This window comes from Mesorhizobium sp. P2_D1 (assembly GCF_056404455.1).
Genome location: NZ_JBFUDZ010000022.1, coordinates 70,337 through 95,701, shown reverse-complemented (window position 1 = coordinate 95,701; position 25,365 = coordinate 70,337). Strand labels below are relative to the sequence as shown.

The window sequence follows — 25,365 nt, the reverse complement described above, 5'->3', positions numbered from 1 at the left end:
AAATTCCCACGTGCGATGCACTCGCTCCTTCGCCGCGAGATCGGCCAGCGTCTTTGCAGGGTAGCGAAGCAGCGCGTTAGCTGCGTTCCCCGTGCGGTGGGTCTGTTTGGAGTATTCTCGATCGAGCTTGCCATAGCCTGTCTTGCGCCGGATGCCAGCATCAGCCTTGTCATAGGCGCGCRAGGCCTCGGCATGTTCGACGCCAGCGCGGCTTGGCGGTAGGTTTGCGAGATCAGCGACAGTCGTCCGCCGGACCCTTTCGACCTTCGACCTCCTCCGCTGTCATTTCGGCCATGACAGGTCGCCGTCCCTTGATGTCCATATAGCGCTGCTCTGCTGCGTTCAGCGCCGGCTCTATGGCGCGAAGCTTTTTCCACTCGGCATGAAAGGCAGCTTCGAGGGTTGCCACCTGCGACGGAGCTGGGGTAGCCGCCTTCCTGACGAATGGATCGTGTTTCCTCCCAGGTAGACGGAGTTCCCGGCTGGTAACTGCGAAGCCCCGCGCAGTTAGGCATATTCCGCCGCTGCTTTCAAAATAGCGTGCTTGAGCAGCGTGGTCTTGTTCGGCGTTCCCTTGGGCCGACCTAGACCAGGGCCTTTTAGGTTTTTGTTATTTTTTTAACTAATGCGGGCATTCTCGCTCCTCGACGGCATCAGTGGCCGGTTGGGCTGGCTGTCCGTGTTGGTTGCAGGCCGGCTAGTCCCGGCGGGGAACAAGCCGGCTTCTGGAGGTTAAGATTATTAGCGGAGGCTCACATGCTCGCGACTGTATGCGCGGTATTGGCTGCCAGGAATAACGAAGCCGAAATCATTGGTGTGATCGACCTCGCGAGCAAGACGGAAGTCAAGCTCGGCACCACTCGCCTCGGGGACGCCATCCAGTTCGTCGCCAATGCAGAGGTGCTTGGATATGACGTCCGGGCGGCGATGGTATTCTATGGCAAACCTGGAACGCCAAGCCTGAGGGCAAACGACTGCGAGCGACTGTGGGCGCAATACGGTGCTACCCTGCTGGATCATCGGCGTAAGAATGAACCCTACATAAATGCCGGCGGTGTAGAGGTTCTGGTCTGGGACCAAGACGGTGGCACGTTCACCTTGACCGTTTCGCAGGAAGCCTTGGAGGACTACGCTGCTCGTAACGGCCTTGCAGGCGACACCATGACGACCTTCAATGCAGCTTTCTCTGCGGTTATTGAGGTCGCGGACAAGCTACACGCGCTTTTCGGGAAGCCAAGGAAGGTCCTTGTGAAAACCAAGGACCTAAACGGCGAAAGACAGCCTATTAGACGCGTGGGGGCAACTTCCCCTTCGTCGATACGCTAGGCCTCCAGCCAACGGAGGAAAGTCATGGACGATGATCTGCGCCTGAAATTGAAGGAACTCAGCATGCAAACCAGGGCGGCGGAACTCGCACTGGCCGGCGGCAACACCGATATTTCCGCGCCTGCGATCCGTACCTTGTCGCCTGGGTGCACCCAAAGCAGTCCAGCCCGATGCCAGGAGAGATGCACTCATGCCAACAAAGCAACGCGGTACATACGGAATTCAAGCAAGAATTTTAGCTGCTCCTCAAGAACAGCGTTGAATACAGTCGTGACCGTGACATAGAGTATCAATCTAGGGGCGTGGGCATAGGATTTCGGAAACAAATGTTCCGCAATTGACCTGTCGGCGCGAAGCCGCGGAAAGCGATTGTATCTTTTGGAAGGTGGTTGTGGCCGATCATGATGGCGACAGGCATGGGTGGCTGTCACCAAGCCGAGAATTGGGCCGCCTGGTCAAAGACAGACCGGTCACGGAAAAGGCTCATGACTCGGAACCTCCTATGCGTAGGAGCTATCGTGGTGGCATCCACTATCGGACCTCAGCCAGTACAATCCTATCCTCGAAATCCGCAGCGCCCGATGAATGCCAAAACCTGCGAGCAGGCGCTGGCGCGTCTGCACGAAGCACGCCTTGGAAGTCCGATCATTTCGGCAGCGGAAAATCGGGAAGTCCTTCGCAGGGCACTCGAAGTGGCAGAACGGCTATGCGGCAAGGACAAAGTGAACGACGGCAAATAGGCCAGCAGGACATGCGGGTTATGAGCCTCAAGCTCCATTATCGATAATAAGCGGCGCTGCCGCAGGAAACGCAGAGGGGGAAGCAATGCCGAACGTCACCGAAACAACGGATGCGGCGTCATCCATCGCCACCAGCTACACCCTGGCAGTCGGCCAGACAGCGACTGGCCATTTGTCTTCGGCCGGCGACCATGATTGGTACCGGGTGCATCTGGTGGCGGGCCAGACCTACACATTCGCGGAAGTCGGTGAAGGTGCGCGTGTCAGTCCGACCGTCGGCGACAATGTCGAGGATACGTTCATGGCCCTCATGAACGCATCCGGAACATTGGTTGCGTCCAACGATGACGTCATCCCGGGCCAGTACCGCTATTCGACGATCACCTACACGGCCTCGACCACCGGCGATTACTTCATCAATGCCGGCGCATATAACGATGATTACGTGGGGCAATATGGTGTTTCCGTAGTCAGCGGAACCCGGGCCAGCTACGACGAATTGATGGGGGCCGGCGCGATCCTGAGGCCCGGAAGCAGCTGGAGCACAGCGCCCGGGCAGCCGGTGAACGTGACATGGGCTGTGCGAACGACGGACGTCAATTGCACGGACTCGCAAGGGGTTGCTGCCCCGTTCAGTCCGTTGGGTTCCGCGGAAATCGCTGCCGTCAAGTCCGTGCTTGCCATGTATTCGTCGGTCTGCGGCCTGACTTTCACGCAAGTCAACCCCGCTGGCACCAGCGACAACGCGACGATGCTGTTTGGAAACTACACATCGACGGCGGACCCTGCAGGAGCCTACGCAATTTACCCGGGAACGACGGCGCCAGGCGACATTTCCGGGGACGTGCATTTGAACACCGACGCCGTTAACACGGGAAATCTGCCCATCGGCTCTTACGACTACCAGACCATTCTGCACGAAACAGGCCACGCGCTCGGCCTTTCACATCCGGGCGAATACAATGCCGATACCAATCCGACCTACGGCAACGATGCCCAGTTCATCCAGGACAGCAACCAATACAGCGTGATGAGCTATTTCGACGAGACCAACACCGGCGCATCCGACTACAACGACTATCCCGACACGCTGATGTTGTATGACATTCTGGCTGTTCAGCAGCTCTACGGCGCCAATATGACGACGCGTACGGGCAATACGGTCTACGGTTTTGGTTCCAATGCGGGCAACGTGTACAACTTCGCCCTGAACCCCTCGCCGGCTATCTGCATTTGGGACGCTGGTGGTGTCGATACGCTGAATGCGTCCGGGTTCGGCCAAGCCCAAATCATCAATCTGGCCGCAGGCAGTTTCTCCGACATCGGCGGCGGCCACCGCAATGTTTCAATTGCCTTCGGCGCGACAATCGAGAACGCCGTTGGCGGTTCCGGCACTGACACGCTGATCGGCAATTCCGGCAACAACTTGCTGGACGGCAAGGGCGGCGCCGACACAATGCGCGGCGGCGTCGGCAACGACACCTACTATGTCGACAATGCCGGCGACCATGTCATCGAGGCCAACGGCCAGGGCACCGACAATGTCCAGGCCTATGTCAGCTTCAACCTCTCCGGCCAGGCGCTGGAGAACCTGGCGCTGCGCAGCGCGGCTTCGATCAATGGCACCGGCAATTCCGCGGCCAACATCATCACCGGCAATTCCGGCAACAACGTCATCGATGGGCTCGCCGGCGCCGACACGATGAGCGGCAGCACCGGCAACGACACCTACTATGTCGATAATGCCGGCGATCATGTCATCGAGCTCAACGGCCAGGGCATCGACAATGTGCAGGCCTACGTCTCCTTCAATCTTTCAGGCCAGGAGCTGGAGAACCTGGCGCTGCGCGGCGCGGCCTCGATCAACGGCACCGGCAATTCCGCTGCCAACATCATCACCGGCAATTCGGGCAACAACGTCATCAATGGGCTCGGCGGCGCCGACACCATGAGTGGCAGCACCGGTAACGACACCTACTACGTCGACAACGCTGGCGACCATGTCGTCGAGCTCAACGGCCAGGGAACCGACAGCGTCTTCAGCTCAGTCTCCTTCAACCTGTCGGGACAGGAACTGGAGAAGCTGACGCTGACGGGCTCAGGCAATATCAACGGCACCGGCAATTCGATCGCAAACATCATCACCGGCAACAGCGGCAATAACATCATCGACGGCCTTGCCGGTGCCGACACCATGAGTGGTGCTCAAGGCAACGACACCTACTATGTCGACAATGCCGGAGACCATGTGGTCGAGCTCAACGGCCAGGGCACCGACAATGTCCAGGCCTATGTCAGCTTCAATCTTTCCGGCCAGGAACTGGAGAATCTGGCGCTGAGAAGCACCGGCAACATCAACGGCACCGGCAACTCCACAGACAACATCATTACCGGCAATTCGGGAGCCAACGTCATCAATGGCCTCCTCGGCAACGACACGCTGACCGGCAGCACCGGCAACGACAGTTTCGTCTTCACCACAGCGCTGAATGCTTCAACCAATGTCGACCACATCACTGACTTCTCGGTCGCCGACGACACCATCCAGGTCGACAACGCCATCTTCGCAGCGCTTGGCGGCAACGGTACGCTGACGGCTGACCAGTTTGCCGCCAACGCGTCGGGCGCCGCCGCCACTGCGAACCAGCACATCATCTACGAGACGGACACCGGCTGGCTCTACTATGACAGCGACGGCAGTGCGGTTGGCGGCTCAACCCATTTCGCCACGCTGGCCGCTAACCTCGCGCTGACAAACGCCGATTTCGTCGTGGTGTGAAGGTAGGAGCGGTTCATCGTTTCACTGAACGCAAAACCGCTCTTTCTCTTTGGTTGACACAATTCCGGACGGGAAACTGTTTCTCACTTTTCCTGGAATTTCTCCGAGCGTAGCGGACACCATTGTCTATGATCCATACTGTAGCCGAATATTATCGTCCAACAACCGCGGGGGGTGCGCGATGACTTTGACAAATGTGACCGTGACACAGGCTCGGAATGGGCTTGTTGACGTGGACGGTGCGAAGTGGTCCGGCTCGACGATCACTTACTCAATTCCGGGCGCCGGTTCACTCTGGGAGACAGATTATGGATCGGGAGAGCCTTTCGACGCTCAGTCCGGACCTTTCAACAGCACCCAGGCGGCGAGCTTTCGGATCGCCTTGTCTCTTTGGGACGCGTTGATCGCGCCTTCGATAACTGAGGTATCGGACGCAATCCCCGGGAAAATCCGCGTCGCATTCACCGACGTCACAGCGCGCGAGGGCTCAGGCACAGCCGCCTATGCCTATGGCCCGCCCCTGCCCGGTAACACGGCAATTGCCGTCAACGGCGACATCTGGGTCGACGAGACCTTTAAGTCATCCAGTTTCGCCCAGCATACCTCTGATTTCCAGATTCTCATCCACGAATCCGGGCATGCCCTGGGACTGAAACACCCCTTCGAGGCGCCGACTGTGCCGGCGGGGTACGACAGCAGAACCTACACGGTGATGAGCTACACCTCGGAAGACTATTTCTTCACGTGGTCAGACGGCGGCGGCGGGGGCATCGCTTACAGTGTCGAGGGAACGTCGTCGTTTACGCCAATGGTGCTCGATATCATGGCGATTCAGTCCCATTACGGCGCAGATCCGACCACTGCCACCGGCAATACGGTCTATGCCTTTACCGACAATGGCTTGAATGGCAGGCAGGCGATCTACGATGCCGGCGGCACGGACACTCTAGACCTGTCCGCGCTTTCCCGAGGTTCGACCGTCGATTTGCGCCCCGGCGCCTATTCGGATCTCGACTACTACAATGTCGAGAATCAGATCGCTGACCTCACCGCGCAATTTGGTGGCTTTGGGGACTTTATTCGAAACACCCTGACTGATCCGACCACCCCGGCCTATGAATGGGAGCGAAATCTGGGCCTTGCGTTCTCGACAACGATCGAGAACGTCATCGGCAGCGCACATGCCGATACCGTCATCGGGAATAATGTTGCCAATGTCATCGACGGCCGTGGTGGCGCCGATATCATGCAAGGCGGCATCGGCAACGACACCTACTATGTCGACAATGCCGGCGACATTGTCATCGAGGCCAATGGCCAAGGCACCGACAATGTACAGGCCTATGTCAGCTTCAATCTGTCGGGACAGGCGCTGGAGAACCTGGCGCTGCGCAGCGCGGCTTCGATCAATGGCACCGGCAATTCCGCTGCCAACATCATCACAGGCAATTCCGGCAACAACGTCATCGATGGGCTCGCCGGCGCCGACACGATGAGCGGCAGCACCRGCAACGATACCTACTATGTCGACAACGCCGGCGACCATGTCATCGAAGCCAATGGCGGCGGCACCGACAACGTCCAGGCCTACGTCTCCTTCAGCCTCTCCGGCCAGGAGTTGGAGAACCTGGCGCTGCGCAGTGGGGCCTCGATCAACGGCACCGGCAATTCCATTGCCAACATCATCACCGGCAATTCCGGCAACAACGTCATCGATGGCCTCGGCGGTGCCGACACGATGAGCGGCGGCACCGGCAACGACACCTATTATGTCGACAACGCCGGCGACCATGTCATCGAGGCGAATGGCGGTGGCACCGACAATGTCCAGGCCTATGTCAGCTTCAATCTGTCGGGACAGGAGCTGGAGAACCTGGCGCTGCGCAGCTCGGCCTCGATCAACGGCACCGGCAATTCCGCTGCCAACATCATCACCGGCAACACCGGCAACAACATCATCGACGGCCTTGCCGGCGCCGACACGATGAGCGGCGCGCAAGGCAACGATACCTACTATGTCGACAATGCCGGCGACCACGTTGTCGAGCTCAACGGCCAGGGCATCGACAATGTGCAGGCCTACGTCTCCTTCAGCCTCTCCGGGCAGGAGCTGGAGAACCTGGCGCTGCGCAGCTCGGCTTCCATCAACGGCACCGGCAATTCCGCTGCCAACATCATCACCGGCAACACCGGTGACAACATCATCGACGGCCTTGCAGGCGCCGACACGATGAGCGGGGCACAAGGCAACGACACCTATTATGTCGACAATGCCGGCGACCACGTCATCGAGCTCAACGGCCAGGGCATCGACAATGTCCAGGCCTACGTCAGCTTCAACCTCTCCGGGCAGGAGCTGGAGAATCTGGCGCTGAGAAGCGCCGGCAACATCAACGGCACCGGCAACTCCATTGCCAATGTCATCACCGGGAACAGTGGCGCGAACGCGATCAACGGCCTCCTCGGCAACGACACGCTGTCCGGCAGCACTGGCCAGGATACCTTCGTCTTTACCACAGCGCTGAACGCCTCGACCAATGTCGACCGCATCACCGATTTCTCGGTGGTCGACGACACCATCCAGCTCGACAATGCGATCTTTGCCGCGCTCGGCGGCAACGGCACTCTGACGGCGGACCAGTTCGTCAAGAACACAACTGGCCTTGCCGGCGACGTCAACGATCACATCATCTACGAGACCGACACCGGCTGGCTTTACTATGACAGCGACGGCAGCGCCGCTGGCGGCTCCACGCATTTCGCCACGCTGACCGCCAATCTGGCGCTCACCAACGCCGATTTCGCCGTGGTCTGACCCGCTCGAAGATAGAGCTCCCCCCGCAATCGCAGGCGCTCGATTACGGCGCCTGCGATTGCGTGGGCATATCTCCTGTGGAGCCCGTTCAAGCTTTGAATGGGACGGCTTTTGAGCTGGTTTCTTCCAGCCGGCTGGCGTTTTGGCGGCATGTTGCCTAAGAATAATACTCGCACAATACTGGATGGGGAAAGTCATGGCCAGTCAGAGTGCTGTCGAGCAGGCAATCCTGGAACTGATCAATCGCGCGCGGCTCGATCCGGCCGCTGAAGCCGCTCGATATGGCATAAGCCTCAATGAGGGGGTTCCGGCCAACGAGACCATCTCCACCGCAATGAAGCAGCCGCTGGCGATGAACGACACGTTGCTCAGCGTGGCGCGGGCGCATAGCCAGGACATGATCGACCACGACTACTTTTCGCATACTGATCTGAGCGGCCACGATCCATTCGAGCGGATCACGGCCGCTGGCTATGACTGGAATACGGCAGGCGAAAACATCGCCTACAGCGCTACTTCCGGCACGCTCACACCGGCGATGTCTCTGCAACTCCATCAACTTCTGTTTGTCGATTCGAACTACGCTGGCCGCGGTCACCGTGTCAATTTGATGAATCCGGACTATCAGGAGGTCGGTGTCGGCCAGGCCCAGGGCATCTATCAGGGTCTCAACGCGACGATGCTGACCGAAGATTTCGGCCGGCCAGGCGGCAATCACCAGTTTCTCACCGGTGTCGCCTTCAACGATACCGTGACCGCCGACCAGTTCTATTCGATCGGCGAAGGGCGCGGCAACATAACGGTTTCCGTCAGCGGCGGACCGAACACGGCCAGCGGCAGCGCCGGCGGCTATTCCGAAGAGGTGACGGCCGGTCTCAAGACCATCACGTTTGCCGGCGGCGACCAGGTGACGCCGGTGGTTCTCACCGCGACGATCGCTGCCGGATTCAACGCCAAGATCGATTTGATGGGCCAGTCGACCATCCGGACCTCGGTATCGGTGACGGCGCTGAACGGCATTTCATCTATCGTCGGGCTTGGCACGAATGCCTTGACGCTGATCGGCACCGACGGCACCCAAGCCATATATGGTTCCTCGGGCGGCGACCACTTGGACGGCAAGGCCGGCAACGACACGCTGGATGGCAAAGCGGGTGCCGACAGCATGTATGGCGGGGCCGGCAACGACACATACTATGTCGACAATGCCGGCGATATCGTCAGTGAAAACACCGCCGGCGCCAACGGCTCGGATATCGTCAATGGCTACATCTCGATCAACCTCAGTGACGGCAACCACTTCACGGGCAATATCGAGAACGTCGCACTGCGCAGCGCAGCCTCGATCAACGCCACCGGCAACAGCCTGGCCAACGCGCTGAATGGCAATTCAGGCGTCAACACGCTGAGCGGCCTTGGCGGCAACGACACGCTGGACGGCAAGGAAGGCGCCGATACCATGCAGGGCGGCATCGGCAACGACACCTACTATGTCGACAATGCCGGTGACCATGTCATCGAGCTCAACGGCCAGGGCACCGACAATGTGCAGGCCTATGTCAGCTTCAGTCTTTCCGGCCAGGAGCTGGAGAACCTGGCGTTGCGGAGCGGCGCCTCGATCAACGGCACCGGCAATTCGATAGCCAACACCATCACTGGCAACAGCGGCAACAACATCATCGACGGCCTTGCCGGTGCCGACACCATGAGCGGTGCTCAAGGCAACGACACCTACTATGTCGACAATTCTGGCGACCACGTGATCGAGCTCAACGGCCAGGGCATCGACAATGTCCAGGCCTATGTCTCGTTCAACCTGTCAGGACAGGAACTGGAGAATCTGGCGCTGAGAAGCACCGGCAACATCAACGGCACCGGCAACTCGACCGCCAACATCATCTCTGGCAATTCGGGCGCCAATGTCATCAACGGCCTCCTCGGCAACGATACGCTGAGCGGCAGCACCGGCAACGACAGCTTCCTCTTCACCACGGCGCTCAACGCCTCGACCAATGTCGACCACATCACTGACTTCTCGGTCGCCGACGACACCATCCAGGTCGACAATGCGATCTTTGCCGCACTTGGCGGCAACGGCACTCTGACGGCGGACCAGTTCGTCAAGAACACAACTGGCCTTGCCGGTGACGGCAACGATCACATCATCTACGAGACCGATACCGGCTGGCTCTATTATGACAGCAACGGCAGTGCCGCTGGCGGCTCAACCCATTTCGCAACGCTGGCCGCCAACCTGGCACTCACCAACGCCGATTTCGTTGTGGTGTAAGAAAGTCATGCCGGTCGGCCCGAAGCGGACCTTGCCGCCACCGCCAAAGTCCATCGCAACAATTCCATCCCGAACCCTCGCTGGCTAACTACAAGTAAGAACGGTCAGTTGTGCTGTTTCAGGAAACCTCGTAAATATAGGTTGGGGTTGTTAATCTTGGGTGGAGAACGTCATGGCTGTGGTCAGTGGTGGTACCGTTTTTGGACTGAATTTCGATACGCTGCAGGTGGGAGCACTAGTCGACTACGACTTCGAAGACCCACAGCCTCTCTATGCAAGATTTTTTGACAACGCGTCGAATTACACACTCTTTCAGGGCTCTGGATTCACTTATAACGCCGGCGTCCCTACTGGTGGAACCGTGACATCCGTCCAGTATGTGGTGGCTGGCAGCACGGTGCTTCAGATCACGGGCCTGAACGTAGCAGCCACCGACGTTGCGAGCTTCGTCTTCAGCAATGACACGATGGGTCTGCTCAATCTCGCGCTGAGTGGCAATGACACGCTGAACGGAACGCCGCTGCACGACGTGCTCTATGGGTTCGGCGGTGCCGACACCATCAATGGCGGCGCCGGCGCCGACACTATGAGCGGTGGCACCGGCAACGACACCTTCTGGGTCGACAATGCCGGCGACGTTGTCCTCGAGGCCAATGGCCAGGGCACCGATACAGTCAACAGCACGATTTCCTTCAATCTCTCCGGTCAGGAGCTGGAGAACCTGACGCTGCGCGGCGCGGCCTCCATCAACGGCATCGGCAATTCCGCTGCAAACATCATCACCGGCAATTCAGGCAGCAACATCATTAACGGCCTTGCCGGTGCCGACACCATGAGCGGCGCGCAAGGCAACGACACCTTTTATGTCGACAATGCCGGCGACCATGTCGTCGAGGCCAATGGCGGGGGCACCGACAATGTCCAGGCCTATGTCAGCTTCAACCTATCGGGACAGGCACTGGAGAACCTGGCGCTGCGCGGCGCGGCCTCGATCAACGGCACCGGCAATTCCGCTGCCAACATCATCACCGGCAACAGCGGCAACAACGTCATCAACGGCCTTGCCGGCGCCGACACCATGAGTGGCGCTCAAGGCAACGACACCTACTATGTCGACAATGCCGGAGACCATGTCATCGAGGCCAACGGCGGCGGCACCGACAATGTGCAGGCCTATGTCTCGTTCAACCTGTCGGGACAGGAGCTGGAGAACCTGGCACTGCGCAGCGCGGCTTCCATCAATGGCACAGGCAACTCGACCGCCAACATCATCTCCGGCAATTCCGGCAACAATGTCATCAACGGCCTGCTCGGCAACGACACGCTGTCCGGCAGCACCGGGCATGACACCTTCGTCTTCACCACGGCGCTGAACGCTTCTGCCAATGTCGACCGCATCACCGACTTCTCAGTGGTCGACGACACCATCCAGGTCGATAACGCGATCTTTGCAGCGCTTGGCGGCAACGGCACGCTGACGGCGGAACAGTTCGTTAAGAACACCACCGGCCTTGCGGGTGACGGCAACGATCATATCATCTATGAGACGGATACCGGCTGGCTCATCTATGACAGCAACGGCAGTGCGGCGGGTGGTTCCACCCATTTCRCCACGCTTGCCGCAAACCTGGCGCTGACCAACGCCGATTTCGTCGTAGCCTGAACGTTAAGCGGGGGCATGTGGCAATTCAGATACAGAACCGCGGCGGCACTCGACCTGCCCCAGCGGGATTATCCGCGCCCAGCCGTGCGCTCAGGTCGTGCGCCGCGGCACTGGTTTGCGTTGCCGTTTTCTCGGGAATGATCAATCTGCTTGGTCTGACCGGCTCGCTCTACATGCTTCAGGTCTATGACCGTGTCCTGCCTTCGCACAGCATTCCGACCCTGACTGTGCTCTCGATCGCCATGGCGGGACTTTACATCGCCTATGGTCTGCTTGATCTCCTGCGGCTCAGGCTGCTGGCGCGGATCGGCAGGCGTTTCGACACCAGCCTGCAACCGGCTGTCTTCGCTCTCTCGGTCTCGCTCCCTCTCAGGTCCGGTCAAGAAGGCACACGCCTTCAGCCGATCGGCGATCTCGACCAGATACGCAGCTTCATTTCGGGATCGGGCCCGACAGCCTTCTTCGATCTGCCCTGGCTGCCCTTCTATCTGGTCGGCATCTTTTTCCTCCACCCGCTGCTTGGAGCGCTCGCGACGGCCGGCGCGATCGTGAGCGTCTTGCTGACACTGGTTGCCGAAGGGCTTAGCCGGGGACCCGCCAAACGGGCGATGGAATCGTCCATTTCCCGCAAGCAGCTTTCCGATGCCGGGCGTCGCAATGCCGAGGTGGTGCGCGCGCTTGGCATGGGACGTCGCATCAGCGGTCTCTGGCAGGATCGGAGCGAAGCGTATCTTGCCAATCAGTTGCGCATTTCCGACGTCGTCGGCGCGACCGGGACCGTCTCGCGGACGTGGCGAATGATCCTGCAATCGCTGATGCTCGGACTTGGCGCTTACCTGGTGATCGAAGGCGAGGCATCGCCCGGCATCATGATTGCGACGTCAATCATGCTCGCCAGGGCACTGTCGCCCGTCGATCTCGTCATCGCCAACTGGCGCCCCTGGGTTTCCACCAGACAGAGCTATGGCCGGCTCAAACAGATGCTGCGCAACGCCGATGCACAAGAAGCGCCTCTTACGCTTCCACGGCCTCGGGAGACGCTGTCGGTCGAGGCGGTCTCGGTCGGAGCGCCGGGCCAGCAAAAACCAATCATCCAGAATGTGGCGTTCTCCTTGCAGGCGGGAGCCGGGCTGGGCATCATCGGAGCCAGCGCGTCAGGCAAGTCCACGCTGGCGCGCGCCCTTGTCGGTGCGTGGACCCCTCTTCGCGGCACGGTGCGTCTTGATGCGGCCGCACTCGATCAATTCGATGAAGAAGCGCTTGGACGCGACGTCGGCTACCTGCCGCAGGACATCGAGTTGTTTGAGGGTACCGTTGCCGAGAACATCAACCGCTTCAACGCGAACGCGAGCGCGGATGCGGTTGTTGCGGCGGCCGAAGCTGCCGGGGTCAAACAGATGATCCTCCGGCTGAGCGACGGTTTTCAGACGCGTATCGGCGAAGGCGGCTCAGCACTTTCTGGAGGCCAGCGTCAGATGGTCGGTCTGGCGAGGGCATTGTATGGCGATCCGTTCCTCGTGGTTTTAGACGAGCCGAATTCCAATCTGGACGGCGAAGGCGACATCGCCCTGGGCGCCGCCATAAAGGGCGTGCGCGATCGAGGTGGCATCGTCGTCGTCATCGCACATAGGCCCGCAGCGTTGGCGAATATCGATACCGTGCTGGTCATGGCCGGCGGAACGGTGCAGGCGATGGGACCGCGGGACGAAGTGCTGGCAAAGATGACGCGCCCAGCCAATGTGCGGCCGGAACAGGCCCCGGGCGGCGAACGCGCACCAACCGTCGTCACCTTGCATGACAGGCGGCCATGATGAGCCTGGCGCCAATGCAAACGAGTGACATGAGGCTATCGCGCGCAGCAACCCCGCCGGCATTGCAACGCCCGTCGATGCGCGGCGATGGCGTTCGATCGACCATTGGATCCGGCCTCGTCGTTGTCGCCGCACTTGTTGGCGGCATCGGCATCTGGGCCGGGACCACTTCCCTTGCCGGCGCGGTCATCGCCAGCGGAACGGTGGTGGTGGAATCGAGTGTGAAGAAGGTGCAGGAGCAGACTGGCGGAACCGTCCACGAAATCCTCGTGCGAAATGGTGACAAGGTTACGGCCGGCCAGGTCCTGGTTCGCTTCGACGAAACGGTGGCACGCGCAAACCTCGGCATCATTGGCCAACAGCTGGACCGTGCGCGGCTGCAAATGACCCGCCTGGAGGCAGAGACCATTGGCCGCGACGAGATGATCATCCCGGACGATCTATCCGCCCGGGCCAGCGATCCCGCAATGGCGATCCTCATCGCGGGTGAAAACGCGCTGCATCGAAGCAACATGACGCTTCTGGAAAGCCAGAAGGCGCAGCTTGGAACCCGCAACGATCAATATCGCGAACAGATCGAGGGCCTCAAGGCCCAGCGCGCCGCGGCCCTGGAAGCTCTTGACCTGGCGACCAACGACCTCATCATCATCCAGGATCTCTACGCCAAGAGGTTCGCATCGCTGGATCGCCTGACCGCTTTGAAAACGCAGACCATCCAGCAAAAGGGCGAGGCCGGAAGGCTCCTGGCCGCGATCGCCGAAGTGGAAGGGCGCATCAGCGAGAATGCGCTGGCCAGTATCCAGCTCGACAACGACTTCCGCAAAAGCGCCAACGCCGACCTGCGCGAGGCCGAAGGCAAGGAGGCCGAACTGGTCGAGCGCAAGCAGGTGGCCCTGGACCAGCTGGACCATATGACGATAAAGGCCCCGCAATCAGGCGTCGTGCAGGAGCTTGCGATCCACACGGTTGGCGGCGTTGTCGCGTCTGGCGAGACCATGATGCTGATCGTGCCGCAGACGGACGATCTGGTGATCGATGCCCAGGTTCCGCCCTTGCGCATCGACGATGTCAGCCTTGGCCAGGCGGTCGTCATCCGCTTCTCGGCCTTCGACCGCAACACCACGCCGGAGTGTCATGGAACGGTCGATCGGATCTCCCCCGATCTGGTCAAGGACACAGCCAACCGGACGGCCTACTACGAGGCCCGCATCAACATTACCGACGAGGCGGTCTGCCTGAAAACGGCAACCCGGCTCATTCCGGGCATGCCTGCCGAATTGCACATCCAGACCGGCGACCGTACTGTCTGGTCTTATCTGATGAAACCCATCACCGATCAGCTCTCCCGGGCCTTCAGGGAATAATTGCCCTCAAGATCGCGGGCGCGGGTGCCTTCAGCTCGGACAGCCCTTTGAGCGCGAAGCACCGAGAGCCAACGACTTCAGACTGGCTGGTGCATGGATTTACCCCTGCCCGGTCAAGAGCGACTGACGTCTGCCCTGCGGCCGTTTTTCAAAGACAACAATGCTGTCATAGACGCAGATCGAGTCCGTTGCATGGGTGAACGCGTTCGGCGGCAAGGCGCCCCGCGCGTGATGCGCGTTGATCTCGTCGAGCTTTCCCTTGGCGAATTCCATGAACGATCCCGGCTTGCGCAGCCCTCCGCCATAGTCATCCCAATAGCTCGTATGCGTGTCCTCGACGAAGTAGACGCCGTTCGGCTGAACATGATGGTAGAGATGCTCGAAGGTCGCGATGACATGATCCATCATGTGGCTGCCATCATCGATGACGATGTCGATGGGGCCATATTTCTCGACGATCCGATCGAGCAGTCGAGGGTCGTCCTGACTTCCAATGAAGACCTCGACCCCTTCGGACTCGTGCGCCTTGCATGCAGGATCGATGTCTACTCCGACGATTCGCGCGCCCTCGCCGAAATAAGCACGCCACATGTCGAGCGATCCGCCCTTGTAGACGCCGATTTCAACGACGACCGGCCTCCGGTTTCTGAACCGTTCGAAGTGGCGCTCGTAGACGTCGAAATAATGCAGCCACTTGTAAATCTCCTTGCCGCTGTTGTTCAAAAAGTACTGATGCAGGAACCCGCCCATCATAGCCTCTTCATCAGCTTGGCAATTTGCCGCCGCCAGCCGCCTTGGTTGTGCGGGCTGCCTTGATTGTGAATTGCCACAGCTTTGCCGACGAGGTTGGCCCTGATCCGTGCAAGCACCGGCTCCCATTCGTTTGCGACAAGGTAAAGCGCTTCGCCAAGGTTTGCCTCGATCTCGGCAAACTCCATGTTTGCAAAGCGTTGGCCGGCGTCGGCGATCCATGAACGATCATATCTGCCCTTGCCGAAGCCGGATATGACGGTGAGCCCGGTCCAGGGCGTTGCAATGGTGAACACGTCGAGGTCGGGGCGCAGCGTCTTGAGCGCCGGAACCAGTTTCCAGACGTCGCCGGTGTGGAATTGCGTCGTCGGCGGAACCTTTTGCGTCGCCTCGTCCAAGGCGGCGGTGTCGTGCACGAGCAGAACCGAGCCGGCGTCGCAGTAGCGTTCAAGGTTCGCAAAATCGCGCAGCACCTGGTCGAAAGTGTGCAGACCGTCGATGAACCCGACACCGATCGGGCGGCCGGCAAGCAGGGCGTCCGCTCCACCGCGATCGAAGAAGGCGTCACTCGTCTCCGGAAAAATGTGCGTTTGCGCGCCGAGCGCCACCGTGGCGCGTGGATTGGGATCGATGCCTATTGCAAGGGCTGGTGCCTTCACCTTGGAAAGCGACACGCCGTCGAAGACGCCTATCTCCACCACCACGGCGGGCTTCAGCTCTGCGTAAAAACGCTCCAGCCAGTCGTAATAGGAAGGCCCCGACATCCGCGTGCTGGCCAGGCCGGCATGGGCACCCACGCTATCGGCGGCAAGCGCCAATGCGTTGCGGTATTGAATGTCGGCGGCTTCGTTCTCGCCGATGACACGGTGCGCATCGCCGATCGCCGTGAAATAGGCGGCATCCCGATGCTCATTGTACCGCGAAAGAAGGCCGGCGGACAAAAGCACGCGCGACGTTGCAAGCTCGGCGGGTGCATGGCTGCTTGCCATGCGAGCGACGTCTGCCGCCGCCTTGTAATTCCCGCGCTCGAGCTCGACCTTCGCCAACTCGACCAGTGCTGCGGCGGCCTGGTTGGTCGGCGCGGGTTCTTCCGACGGCTTCAACTGCGCCCTGAAGCCCGCGGCAGTGGCTGGCCCGGCGCCGTGCGGAGACACGATCAAGGCGCGGGCAAGGTGCGGCGCAAGCGCTGGAGGCAGCGATCCCACGAAAGCCGAGGGGGCGTGAAAGCTAAAGTCCGCGCGACCCCTCAACGCGTCCCTTTCGGCCTTCCAGAGGAGCCAGTGCTTGGGCTGCTCGACGCTCGCGTTGGTGGCGACACCCCCGTGCAACTGGTGAAATGTAGCCTCTCCCAGGGTGAGGATGAGCTTTGCCCGCGGCATCTCCATCGCGCGTTCGAGCGTGTCGATGTTGACGAGGCCGCCTCCCGGATAGGTGAAGCGCTCATCCATGCCACCGATCACTTGCCAGCTCTCCCGGCTCATGAACAGGGCATTGGCTTCGGATATCGGCGTGAACCACGGATCGACCGAGGACTCATCCATCGTCCCGATCTCGAACAGACGGTACCCATCTTCCGGCCATCGGATCGATTGCAAAAGCGAATCCTCGATGGCCTTCGTATAGCCATTGCTGCGGGCATTCACCTGGGTGTCGCTGCCAAGATACCAGCCGGGTGCGGCCACGACTGCTGTCGGCGCCATGCCCAGGCCGATGCGAGCGAAATGCACCAACCCTGGCGTCACGATCCGTGCGCCGTCGATCATCACGCCGATGTTGTCCCCCCTCGCCTCCCTTATCCCGCGATTGACGGCAGCCGCGGGCGAAGGCAGTGCATCATCGATGCGCAGCAGGCGAAAGTTCGGCCCATAGTCCGCAACCAGGCCCTCACCAACGGCCGGTGACGATCCGTTGTCGACGACGATGACCTCGTAATCATCCGTCGTCACGTCTTGCTGGTAGGGCGTTGCAAGCGAAAGCAAGGTTCGCGGCAGCTCTCGGGGAATGTTGTAGGCGACAACAACGACGGACAGGGTGTTCGTTTTCATCGCGATTCCGTGGCTCAGTTGTCAGCCAATGGCTTCTGCCACCAACCGCCCGTCCAGTCTATCTCGTGGATCTCGGCTTTGATGCCGTTGCGCGCGCGGTAGTCGTCGACCGCTTGCCGGCATGGCCCAAACGCCATGTCGTCGATGATCGCGAACCCGCCGGGGGACAGCCTTGGATAAATCGCTTCAAGGCTGTCCATCGTCGACTCGTACATATCGCCGTCCAGTCGAATCAGGGCGAATGGACCGGCTTTCAGGCCAGGCAAGGTGTCCCCGAACAGGCCTTTGACGAAGACCACCTGGTCGTCCAGCAGGTCATAGGCGGCAAAGTTGGATTCGACCTGTGCCTGATCGATCGCCAGCTGCCGGTATTCGTGCAGCCTGTCACCCAGGTCGGCCGGAAAATTCTCGGGGTCCGGCGGTGGCAAACCGTCGAACGAGTCCGCGACATACACCTTCCTGTCCGTGATCCCGTTGGCGGCCAGAACGCCTTTCATCAGGATACAGCAACCACCGCGCCAGACGCCGGTCTCGATCAAATCCCCGGGCACGTTCTCGTCGATGACGCGCTGGACGAGGTCGCGGACATTCGTCAGGCGCTTGACGCCTGCCATGGAGTGAGCAACCGTCGGCCAATCGCGACCCACGAGGCGATCCTCGCGATTGAAGGGGGTCGACTCTCCGATTTTCGAGGGATCGATCACCTGCGAACCAGAGCCGTAGATCGTGTTGGCGATGATCTTGATCAGGAGATCAGTATAGAGGCGGTTCATCGTCGACCTTTCAAGGCGCTCAACAGTTCCATGGCGAAATACGCTGTTGCGGATATCCAGCCGAAGTGCAACAGGATTTGCGCGATTCAACCTGTCGCGCCATGCAAGCAAGCGGCGAATAATTGTCCAATGGGAGCCCCTGAATGCTAACCGCCAATCAAGCGATGGGCATGATCGAGACGCTCGACATTGCTGTTTTCCAGGTCGATACCGGAAGCACGCTCAGTGACCGCACAAGTTTCCTGCGCGTGCAGAACTTCGCGCGATCGACACTCGGCCGATACGTCTATCTCGAGGTTGGCTCAGACATCGGCGGCAGCCTGTTGCCGCATTTGATCGATCCGGCCTGCGAGGCGGTGATATCGGTCGATCTGCGGCCGGCGACCCAGCCCGACGAGCGTGCCGAGGTTTTTCACTACCCAGACAACACGGCGGCCCGGATGGTTGCCTTGCTGTCGGACAAGCTTCCGCCCGACGCAATGGCCAAGCTGATCACCATCGATAGCGACGTCTCCAATGTGCCGCCCCAGTCGATCGAGACCAAGGCGACGCTCGCGCTGATCGACGCGGAGCACACCAACACGGCCTGCTTTTCGGACTTTGTCGGCGTTCTCGGCCTTATGAAGCCGGACTGCATCATTTCCTTCCACGACGCCAACCTGATCGCGGACGCCATTGTCAATGCGGAGCGCTTTCTCGATCATCTCGGCATCGAGCATGAGACGGCGTTCCTTCCCGACACCGTCGCCGTCATGGGCCTCGGCAGGCTCGCATCCGCGGTCCGGGATCAGCTCCAGCCTCATGCCTTGGACCGGGAGACTTCCCTGGACCGCTGGCAACGGCAGCTATGGTCTCACATAGCCAGCGTGCACTCGCGGCAAAACGATGCCGAACTGGAGCACCTGCGCTCGGACAATTCGCGGCTGGTCGAGGAGATTGAACATGCGCGAAAGGCAAGCCGGGACGCACAGGCTCGCCAGGACGCCATAACCTCCAGCACGACCTGGCGTGCATCCGCCCCGGTAAGGGCGGTGGTCGATTGCATCAAACGTGGCTTTGCGCGCTAGACTAGCGAATCACCGGCTTTCCGCGGGTGACACGAAGCCAGGGCGATAGAGGCGGGTGAATGGATATCTTTGGTATCAAGGCGCTGTTGATCTGCGCGCTGATCTTCATTCCGTTCGAACATCTTTTTGCCGAGCGGCCGCAAAAGATCCTCCGCGAGGGCTTTGCCGTCGATGTGATCTACCTGCTGTTCAACAGCTTCATCGTAAAGGCGGCCGTCGTTTTGATGGCCGCCGGTGTCCTCGGGCTCGCTGCCATGCTTGTCCCGCAATCGATAACGCAAGCCGTTGGCAGTCAGCCCGTCTGGCTACAGGTTGCGGAAATCATCCTGATCACCGATCTCGGCGTCTACTGGGCACATCGCGCCTTTCATAAAATCCCTGCGCTTTGGAAGTTCCATGCCATTCATCACGGCATCAAGGAGTTGGACTGGCTCGGTGCTTTCCACTCTCACCCGGTCGACATCATAGTCACGAAGGCAATATCGCTGACGCCGGTCTTTTTCCTCGGGTTCTCGGAAGTCTCGATCGCCATCTTTTCGGTCATCTACTTATGGCACACGATGTTGGTCCATTCGAACATGCGGATTTCGTTAGGCCCTTTGAAGTGGCTGATCGCCAGCCCGCAGTTCCATCGCTGGCATCACGCCAATCAGCGGGAAGCCTATGACAAGAACTTCGCCGGGCAGTTGCCCTTCCTCGACGTGATGTTCGGTACCTATAATGCCACCGGCAACAAGGTGCCGGAGAAGTACGGCGTCGATGATCCGGTCCCTTCGACCTACTTTGGCCAGATCGGCTATCCAATCCAGCCCCGCAGGCGGCGATCGAATCCAGCAGCACCGAGCACCAAAGCGGAAGGCTGACGTAAGGCGGCGTCGCGACAGGTTTGCTTCCCCTTCGCGAGCGCCAGTACGGTTCATTGAAAAAAGAAAACCCCACCGGCAGGGACCAGAGGGGTCATCTTGGGAGGACGCGCGTCACGCTGCGTTCATCAATCGCGCATTGGTTAATTATCGCGCGATTGCGACACTGATGCGACACAAGTGCATTAGTCGTTTCTAATTTTCCGGACGGCGGCGCCACTTTTTCATGATCATAGGCATCGCGATGCCGGGCTCGCTGGCTTCCATGTCCTCAACGGAGAGCTGTTCGGCAAAGGAGACTGTCTCCTGCTGTGAGCTGGCAGGAAGGCTTTTTGCGCCGAATCGGCTAAGTCTCCTGTGTATGAACGAGACCTCACTTTATGCGCCGGTGAAGCGGTTCCTCGAAGGCCTCGACTTCCTCGTGAAGGGTGAGATCGGTGGCTGCGACATCGTTGCGCTGCGCGACGGAGAGCCGCCTATCGTCGTCATCTGCGAGCTGAAACTGCAGTTCAATCTTGAACTGGTACTGCAGGGCGTGGACCGCGCGACGGCCTGCGACGAGGTGTGGCTGGCCGCGCGCATGTCGGCCCGGGGCAAGGGACGCGAAGGCGATGCGCGGTTTCGCAATCTCTGCCGCCGGCTTGGCTTCGGCCTGCTTGGCGTGACCGCGACCGACCGGGTCGAGGTGCTTCTCAGCCCGATCGCCGTGGCGCCGCGCAAGAATGCGCGGCGGCGCTCTCGCCTGGTCGACGAGCACCAGCGCCGCCGCGGCGATCCCGTTGCGGGAGGAGGATCGCGCAATCCGATCATGACCGCCTATCGCCAAAGCGCGCTTGCCTGCGCCGCCGCCATGGCGGACGGACCCAAGCGCCCGCGCGATCTGACGGCGCTGACGCCGATCGCGCCGAAGATTCTGCGGCACAATGTCTATGGTTGGTTCGCGCGCGTCGACCGCGGCCTCTACGATCTCACGGATGCCGGCCGTGCCTCGTTGGTCCGTTGGCCGCAACCATCGCATGATGAATCTCGACACGCAATTTTGAACGAACCGGCCATTTGATTGAAGGGTCCTGCAGGCTTCGGGGCCCTCCCCTTGGTTGATTTTTCCGGTAAAATATGATGCTTGTCCCACCCATGAAGAAGCTCTGCATGATGGCCCTGGCGTCCGTGACACTGGGTTTCCCGGCCAACGCAATGGACAATGCCTTGCGCGCCGGCCTGTTGAAACTCGATCCCCAAACCCGTCTTGAACAGCGTTGTGACGCCGAAGTGCTCGACCRGATCACCCATGATGATCGCAAGTTCAAGGCGGATCGCGTCGTTGCCTACGCCTTCGCGACGCCCGAGATGGGCGCCGATGCAATCAGAAGTCCGGGTGCTGCATTTCGTAGCAAGGGGCAATGGTACCGGTTGAAATTCAAATGCCAGACGGCGCCCGACCATATGGAAGTATTGCAGCTCCGCTATCGGATCGGCGACGAGATTCCGGAAGCCGAGTGGGCAAAGTATAATCTCTACGATTGATTGGCAGTTGGCCGCGGTGGTTCTGCCCGGCTACGGGCGCGCGCGGCCGCTCCCTCAACGCGGCTTCAGTGCAAAGATGGTTTGATCACGTCGCCGTGAGTGATGCCTTGACGCCAAGGGACCACCAAGTTAGGGCCGGTCCTGAATAATCGACGAACACTCGGCAAATCAGCAAGGGCTTCCGGTCGATGGACATTTTCAGCGCTGCCAGCCTGACCGCCTTGCTCCAGGTCATCGCCATCGACCTCGTGCTTGCTGGCGACAATGCGATCGTCATCGGCCTTGCCGCTGCCGGCCTGCCGGCCGAACAACGCAAGAAGGCGATCCTCATCGGCGTGCTGGCGGCAACGGTGCTGCGCATCGGCTTTGCCGCGGTTACCATCAAGCTGCTGGCGATCGTCGGCCTGCTGCTGGCCGGCGGCATCCTGCTGCTGTGGGTCTGCTGGAAGATGTACCGCGAGCTGCGCACATCGCATGCCGATGAGCTGGAAGCGACCGAGGCGCTGTCGAACTCCGATCTCAACAGCGACAAGATGGTGGCCGGCAAAACCAAGCGCAAGACGCTCGGCCAGGCAGCGTTGCAGATCGTCGTCGCTGACGTGTCGATGTCGCTCGACAACGTGCTGGCGGTCGCGGGCGCCGCGCGCGATCATTTTCCGGTGTTGGTGATCGGCCTCGTGCTGTCGATCGCGCTGATGGGGCTCGCCGCGACTTTCATTGCCAAGTTGCTGCATCGCCACCGCTGGATCGCCTATATCGGCCTGCTGATCATTCTCTATGTGGCCGTGGACATGGTCTACCGTGGTGCGGTGGAAGTCTGGCCGCATGTAAACAACGTGGTCAGCTGAGGCGGCTGCCGGCTGCGTCTTCGATCCGGAAGAGCATGGTCGCAAGCGCAGTCGCCGTGCGTTTTGCCGCATCGAAGGCGTGCCCATACCAATGCCGCAATAAGTGTGGTACTGCGCCGGCAATCCTGAAAAGCCCGGAAACCCTATATGTCCGCTCCTCGCGTGAGTTTTGTCAGTCTTGGATGCCCGAAAGCCCTTGTTGATTCGGAACGCATCATCACGCGCCTGCGCGCCGAGGGCTACGAGATCGCACGCAAGCATGACGGCGCCGACCTTGTCGTGGTCAACACCTGCGGCTTTCTCGATTCCGCCCGCGACGAGTCGCTGAACGCCATTGGCTCCGCGCTTTCGGAAAACGGCAGGGTCATCGTCACCGGCTGCCTTGGTGCGGAGCCGGACGTCATTCGCGAGAGGCACCCCAATGTGCTGGCGATCACCGGGCCGCAGGCCTATGAAAGCGTGATGGCCGCCGTTCACGAAGCCGCGCCACCTTCGCACGATCCCTATATCGACCTGCTGCCGCCGCAAGGCGTTAAGCTGACCCCGCGTCACTACGCCTATCTCAAGATTTCCGAAGGCTGCAACAACCGCTGCACCTTCTGCATCATCCCGGCGCTGCGTGGCGACCTCGTCTCGCGGCCCGCGGCCGACGTGCTGCGCGAGGCCGAGAAACTGGCCAAGGCCGGCGTCAAGGAGATCCTCGTCATCTCGCAGGACACAAGCGCCTACGGCATCGACATCAAGTACCAGACCAGCATGTTCGGCGACCGCGAAGTGCGGGCGAAATTCCTCGATCTTTCCGAGGAGCTGGGCAAGCTCGGCATCTGGGTGCGCATGCACTACGTCTACCCCTACCCGCATGTCGCCGATGTCATCCCGCTGATGGCCGACGGCAAGATCCTTCCCTATCTCGACATCCCGTTCCAGCATGCTTCGCCGCAGGTGCTGAAGAACATGCGCCGGCCCGCCCATGGTGAGAAGACGCTCGAGCGCATCCGCGGCTGGCGCGAGGTCTGCCCGGATCTCGCCATCCGCTCGACCTTCATCGTCGGCTTTCCCGGCGAAACGGACGAAGATTTCGAAATGCTGCTCGACTGGCTCGACGAGGCCAAGATCGACCGCGCCGGCTGCTTCAAATACGAGCCGGTCCGGGGCGCCCGCTCCAACGACCTCGGTCTCGAACAGGTCCCGCAAGAGATCAAGGAAGCGCGCTGGCATCGCTTCATGCAGCGTCAGCAGAAGATCTCGGCGACGCAACTGGCCAGGAAGGTCGGCAAGCGCCTGCCGGTGCTGATCGACGAAGCGCACGGCACATCGGCAAAGGGCCGCACCAAATACGACGCGCCCGAGATCGACGGCTCGGTGCATATCCAGTCGCGCCGTCCGCTGCGTGCCGGCGACATCGTCACCGTCAAGATCGACCGCGCCGACGCCTATGACCTCTACGGTTCGGCGGTCTGACGCAGCCGTATTTACTAAACCTGGCGATAGTTCTGCCCGCTTAACCCGTTCAGCCGCGATCCGCAGTATGGTTTCCAGACCGTAAATGCGGAAATTCGGATGGACGTCAGACCTGCCAGGCAGGATTACATCGCGACGCTGGACCTGCTCAGGCTGGTGGCGGCGCTGGCCGTTGTGCTCTTCCACTATTTCTTTCGCGGCGCGGCCGCCGAAGGCTTCCTTGGCGAGGGGTATCCACGTGCAGCACCGTTCGCGATCCATGGCTATCTCGGCGTCAATCTGTTCTTTCTGATCAGCGGTTTCGTCATTGCCTGGTCGGCGGAAAACCGTCGCTGGGACCAGTTCGCGATCGCACGTTTCGTTCGCCTCTATCCGGGTTTCCTGCTCTGCATGACCATCACTTTCGCGATTGTCGTGCTTGCCGGCACACCGCTGCTTCCGGTCTCGTTCGCCCAGTATGGCGCCAATCTGACGATGTTCGCGCCAGCCTTCGGCCAACCTTTCGTGGATGGCGTCTACTGGTCGATCGTTCTTGAACTGGTTTTCTACGGTTGGGTGACGCTGGCCCTGTTCACCGGGCTGTTCCAGAGACACAAGCTGGAATTGATCTTCATCTGGCTGGCGATCTCGGCCTTGAACGAATTCTTCCTCGGCAGCGGCGCGGCCAGGCTGTTGTTTATCACAGAGTTCGCGCCATTCTTCGCCGCCGGCGTGCTGGTCCACCACCTCCACGCACATGGCCGTTCCCTGCCGGCCTTGCTGCTGCTTGCAGCATCGTTCCTGATCTCATGCGGCACACTGTCCGTGACCCAGCACTGGATGCAGGATCACTATGGCATCGCCGTTTCGTCGGCCAATCTCGTCGTTGCCAATATCGTCATGCACGCGGCCTTGATCGGCGCGGTCCTGTTGCGCCATCGTCTGCGGTCATCGGCGCTCACCCTGGCGCTGGGTGGGCTGACCTATCCGCTCTACCTCCTGCACCAGAACATCGGTTATCTCGCCATCAACGCCGCAGTTCCCCTGGTCGGCAAATGGTGTGCTGCCTTTGGCTGCACCGCACTCATGCTCCTTGTTTCCTGGGCGATTTGGCGCACCTGCGAGCGACCGGCGCAGCGGCTGCTCAGGATTTGGCTGTGGCGCGCGGTCGATGTCGGCTTGGCGAGGTTTCGTCGCACCCAGGCCGCGACGCAACCAGCCGAATGAAAAAGGGCGCCCTGCGGCGCCCCTTTCCTTTTTGGTATCT

General features: G+C 60.4%; 19 protein-coding genes. 16 read left to right on the top strand and 3 right to left on the bottom strand.

The window, feature by feature from the left end:
• From AC1D0I_RS17670 to AC1D0I_RS17630, 9 genes are all read left to right on the top strand, one after another.
• Window positions 1–222: hypothetical protein (locus tag AC1D0I_RS17670; protein ID WP_477396682.1), on the top strand; the 222-nt coding region annotated here is incomplete at its 5' end.
• A 534-nt stretch (window positions 223–756) separates the two neighbouring features.
• On the top strand, window positions 757–1,326 hold the full coding sequence (locus tag AC1D0I_RS17665) for a hypothetical protein (protein ID WP_477396680.1): 570 nt from the start codon (window positions 757–759) through the stop codon (window positions 1,324–1,326).
• 581 nt (window positions 1,327–1,907) lie between these two features.
• Complete coding sequence (locus AC1D0I_RS17660) at window positions 1,908–2,066, top strand: hypothetical protein (protein ID WP_167392394.1); 159 nt, start codon at window positions 1,908–1,910, stop codon at window positions 2,064–2,066.
• 85 nt (window positions 2,067–2,151) lie between these two features.
• Window positions 2,152–4,845, top strand: a complete 2,694-nt coding sequence (locus AC1D0I_RS17655; RefSeq protein ID WP_477396679.1) for a M10 family metallopeptidase C-terminal domain-containing protein — start codon at window positions 2,152–2,154, stop codon at window positions 4,843–4,845.
• Between the two features lie 382 nt (window positions 4,846–5,227).
• Window positions 5,228–7,660 carry a hypothetical protein gene (locus AC1D0I_RS17650; protein ID WP_477396677.1) on the top strand — a complete coding sequence of 811 codons (2,433 nt, stop codon included), beginning with the start codon at window positions 5,228–5,230 and terminating at the stop codon, window positions 7,658–7,660.
• 196 nt (window positions 7,661–7,856) lie between these two features.
• A complete protein-coding gene (locus AC1D0I_RS17645) occupies window positions 7,857–9,950 on the top strand; it encodes a CAP domain-containing protein (protein ID WP_477396676.1) in 2,094 nt (697 codons plus the stop codon).
• Window positions 9,951–10,311: 361 nt separating this feature from the next.
• Window positions 10,312–11,613: a calcium-binding protein gene (locus AC1D0I_RS17640; RefSeq protein WP_477396674.1), complete on the top strand. Its 1,302-nt coding sequence runs from the start codon at window positions 10,312–10,314 to the stop codon at window positions 11,611–11,613.
• Window positions 11,614–11,630: 17 nt separating this feature from the next.
• On the top strand, window positions 11,631–13,424 hold the full coding sequence (locus tag AC1D0I_RS17635) for a type I secretion system permease/ATPase (RefSeq protein WP_477396672.1): 1,794 nt from the start codon (window positions 11,631–11,633) through the stop codon (window positions 13,422–13,424).
• A gap of 29 nt (window positions 13,425–13,453) precedes the next feature.
• Window positions 13,454–14,788, top strand: a complete 1,335-nt coding sequence (locus AC1D0I_RS17630) for an HlyD family type I secretion periplasmic adaptor subunit (RefSeq protein WP_477396670.1) — start codon at window positions 13,454–13,456, stop codon at window positions 14,786–14,788.
• A gap of 99 nt (window positions 14,789–14,887) precedes the next feature.
• Here the strand turns inward: AC1D0I_RS17630 and AC1D0I_RS17625 are convergent, their stop codons facing one another.
• The 3 genes from AC1D0I_RS17625 to AC1D0I_RS17615 are packed head-to-tail and all read right to left on the bottom strand — an operon-like array spanning window position 14,888 to window position 18,356.
• A complete protein-coding gene (locus AC1D0I_RS17625) occupies window positions 14,888–15,541 on the bottom strand; it encodes a class I SAM-dependent methyltransferase (RefSeq protein WP_095091579.1) in 654 nt (217 codons plus the stop codon).
• Window positions 15,538–17,583, bottom strand: coding sequence for a glycosyltransferase (locus AC1D0I_RS17620; RefSeq protein WP_477396668.1), 2,046 nt, complete (start codon window positions 17,581–17,583; stop codon window positions 15,538–15,540). The genes AC1D0I_RS17625 and AC1D0I_RS17620 overlap by 4 nt, the downstream gene beginning before the upstream one ends.
• A gap of 14 nt (window positions 17,584–17,597) precedes the next feature.
• A complete protein-coding gene (locus tag AC1D0I_RS17615; protein WP_477396666.1) occupies window positions 17,598–18,356 on the bottom strand; it encodes a TylF/MycF/NovP-related O-methyltransferase in 759 nt (252 codons plus the stop codon).
• A 143-nt stretch (window positions 18,357–18,499) separates the two neighbouring features.
• On the opposite strand from AC1D0I_RS17615, the gene AC1D0I_RS17610 reads away from it, so the two are divergent.
• The 7 genes from AC1D0I_RS17610 (at window position 18,500) to AC1D0I_RS17580 (ending at window position 25,325) form a co-directional block, all read left to right on the top strand.
• The gene (locus AC1D0I_RS17610) at window positions 18,500–19,423 is read left to right on the top strand and encodes a class I SAM-dependent methyltransferase (RefSeq protein WP_477304016.1); all 924 of its coding nucleotides are present in this window, start codon (window positions 18,500–18,502) and stop codon (window positions 19,421–19,423) included.
• 86 nt (window positions 19,424–19,509) lie between these two features.
• Window positions 19,510–20,286 (top strand): sterol desaturase family protein, encoded by a 777-nt coding sequence (locus AC1D0I_RS17605; RefSeq protein WP_477396665.1) that lies wholly within the window; start codon window positions 19,510–19,512, stop codon window positions 20,284–20,286.
• Window positions 20,287–20,647: 361 nt separating this feature from the next.
• Window positions 20,648–21,346 carry a DUF2161 domain-containing phosphodiesterase gene (locus tag AC1D0I_RS17600; protein ID WP_477396687.1) on the top strand — a complete coding sequence of 233 codons (699 nt, stop codon included), beginning with the start codon at window positions 20,648–20,650 and terminating at the stop codon, window positions 21,344–21,346.
• A gap of 56 nt (window positions 21,347–21,402) precedes the next feature.
• A complete protein-coding gene (locus tag AC1D0I_RS17595; protein WP_477396663.1) occupies window positions 21,403–21,810 on the top strand; it encodes a DUF930 domain-containing protein in 408 nt (135 codons plus the stop codon).
• Window positions 21,811–21,998: 188 nt separating this feature from the next.
• Window positions 21,999–22,658, top strand: coding sequence for a TerC family protein (locus AC1D0I_RS17590; protein WP_095091573.1), 660 nt, complete (start codon window positions 21,999–22,001; stop codon window positions 22,656–22,658).
• Window positions 22,659–22,805: 147 nt separating this feature from the next.
• Window positions 22,806–24,119 (top strand): 30S ribosomal protein S12 methylthiotransferase RimO, encoded by a 1,314-nt coding sequence (gene rimO / locus AC1D0I_RS17585; RefSeq protein WP_477396660.1) that lies wholly within the window; start codon window positions 22,806–22,808, stop codon window positions 24,117–24,119.
• Between the two features lie 99 nt (window positions 24,120–24,218).
• Window positions 24,219–25,325, top strand: coding sequence for an acyltransferase family protein (locus AC1D0I_RS17580; protein WP_477227204.1), 1,107 nt, complete (start codon window positions 24,219–24,221; stop codon window positions 25,323–25,325).
• The last annotated feature ends 40 nt before the right edge of the window (window positions 25,326–25,365 follow it).

Bases quoted from the DNA above. Each gene is read 5' to 3' on its own strand.
- AC1D0I_RS17665 (WP_477396680.1), top strand. From the start codon at position 757: ATGCTCGCGACTGTATGCGCGGTATTGGCTGCCAGGAATAACGAAGCC.
- AC1D0I_RS17660 (WP_167392394.1), top strand. From the start codon at position 1,908: ATGAATGCCAAAACCTGCGAGCAGGCGCTGGCGCGTCTGCACGAAGCA.
- AC1D0I_RS17655 (WP_477396679.1), top strand. From the start codon at position 2,152: ATGCCGAACGTCACCGAAACAACGGATGCGGCGTCATCCATCGCCACC.
- AC1D0I_RS17645 (WP_477396676.1), top strand. From the start codon at position 7,857: ATGGCCAGTCAGAGTGCTGTCGAGCAGGCAATCCTGGAACTGATCAAT.
- AC1D0I_RS17630 (WP_477396670.1), top strand. From the start codon at position 13,454: ATGAGGCTATCGCGCGCAGCAACCCCGCCGGCATTGCAACGCCCGTCG.
- AC1D0I_RS17625 (WP_095091579.1), bottom strand. From the start codon at position 15,541: ATGATGGGCGGGTTCCTGCATCAGTACTTTTTGAACAACAGCGGCAAG.
- AC1D0I_RS17620 (WP_477396668.1), bottom strand. From the start codon at position 17,583: ATGAAAACGAACACCCTGTCCGTCGTTGTTGTCGCCTACAACATTCCC.
- AC1D0I_RS17615 (WP_477396666.1), bottom strand. From the start codon at position 18,356: ATGAACCGCCTCTATACTGATCTCCTGATCAAGATCATCGCCAACACG.
- AC1D0I_RS17610 (WP_477304016.1), top strand. From the start codon at position 18,500: ATGCTAACCGCCAATCAAGCGATGGGCATGATCGAGACGCTCGACATT.
- AC1D0I_RS17600 (WP_477396687.1), top strand. From the start codon at position 20,648: ATGAACGAGACCTCACTTTATGCGCCGGTGAAGCGGTTCCTCGAAGGC.
- AC1D0I_RS17590 (WP_095091573.1), top strand. From the start codon at position 21,999: ATGGACATTTTCAGCGCTGCCAGCCTGACCGCCTTGCTCCAGGTCATC.
- rimO (WP_477396660.1), top strand. From the start codon at position 22,806: ATGTCCGCTCCTCGCGTGAGTTTTGTCAGTCTTGGATGCCCGAAAGCC.
- AC1D0I_RS17580 (WP_477227204.1), top strand. From the start codon at position 24,219: ATGGACGTCAGACCTGCCAGGCAGGATTACATCGCGACGCTGGACCTG.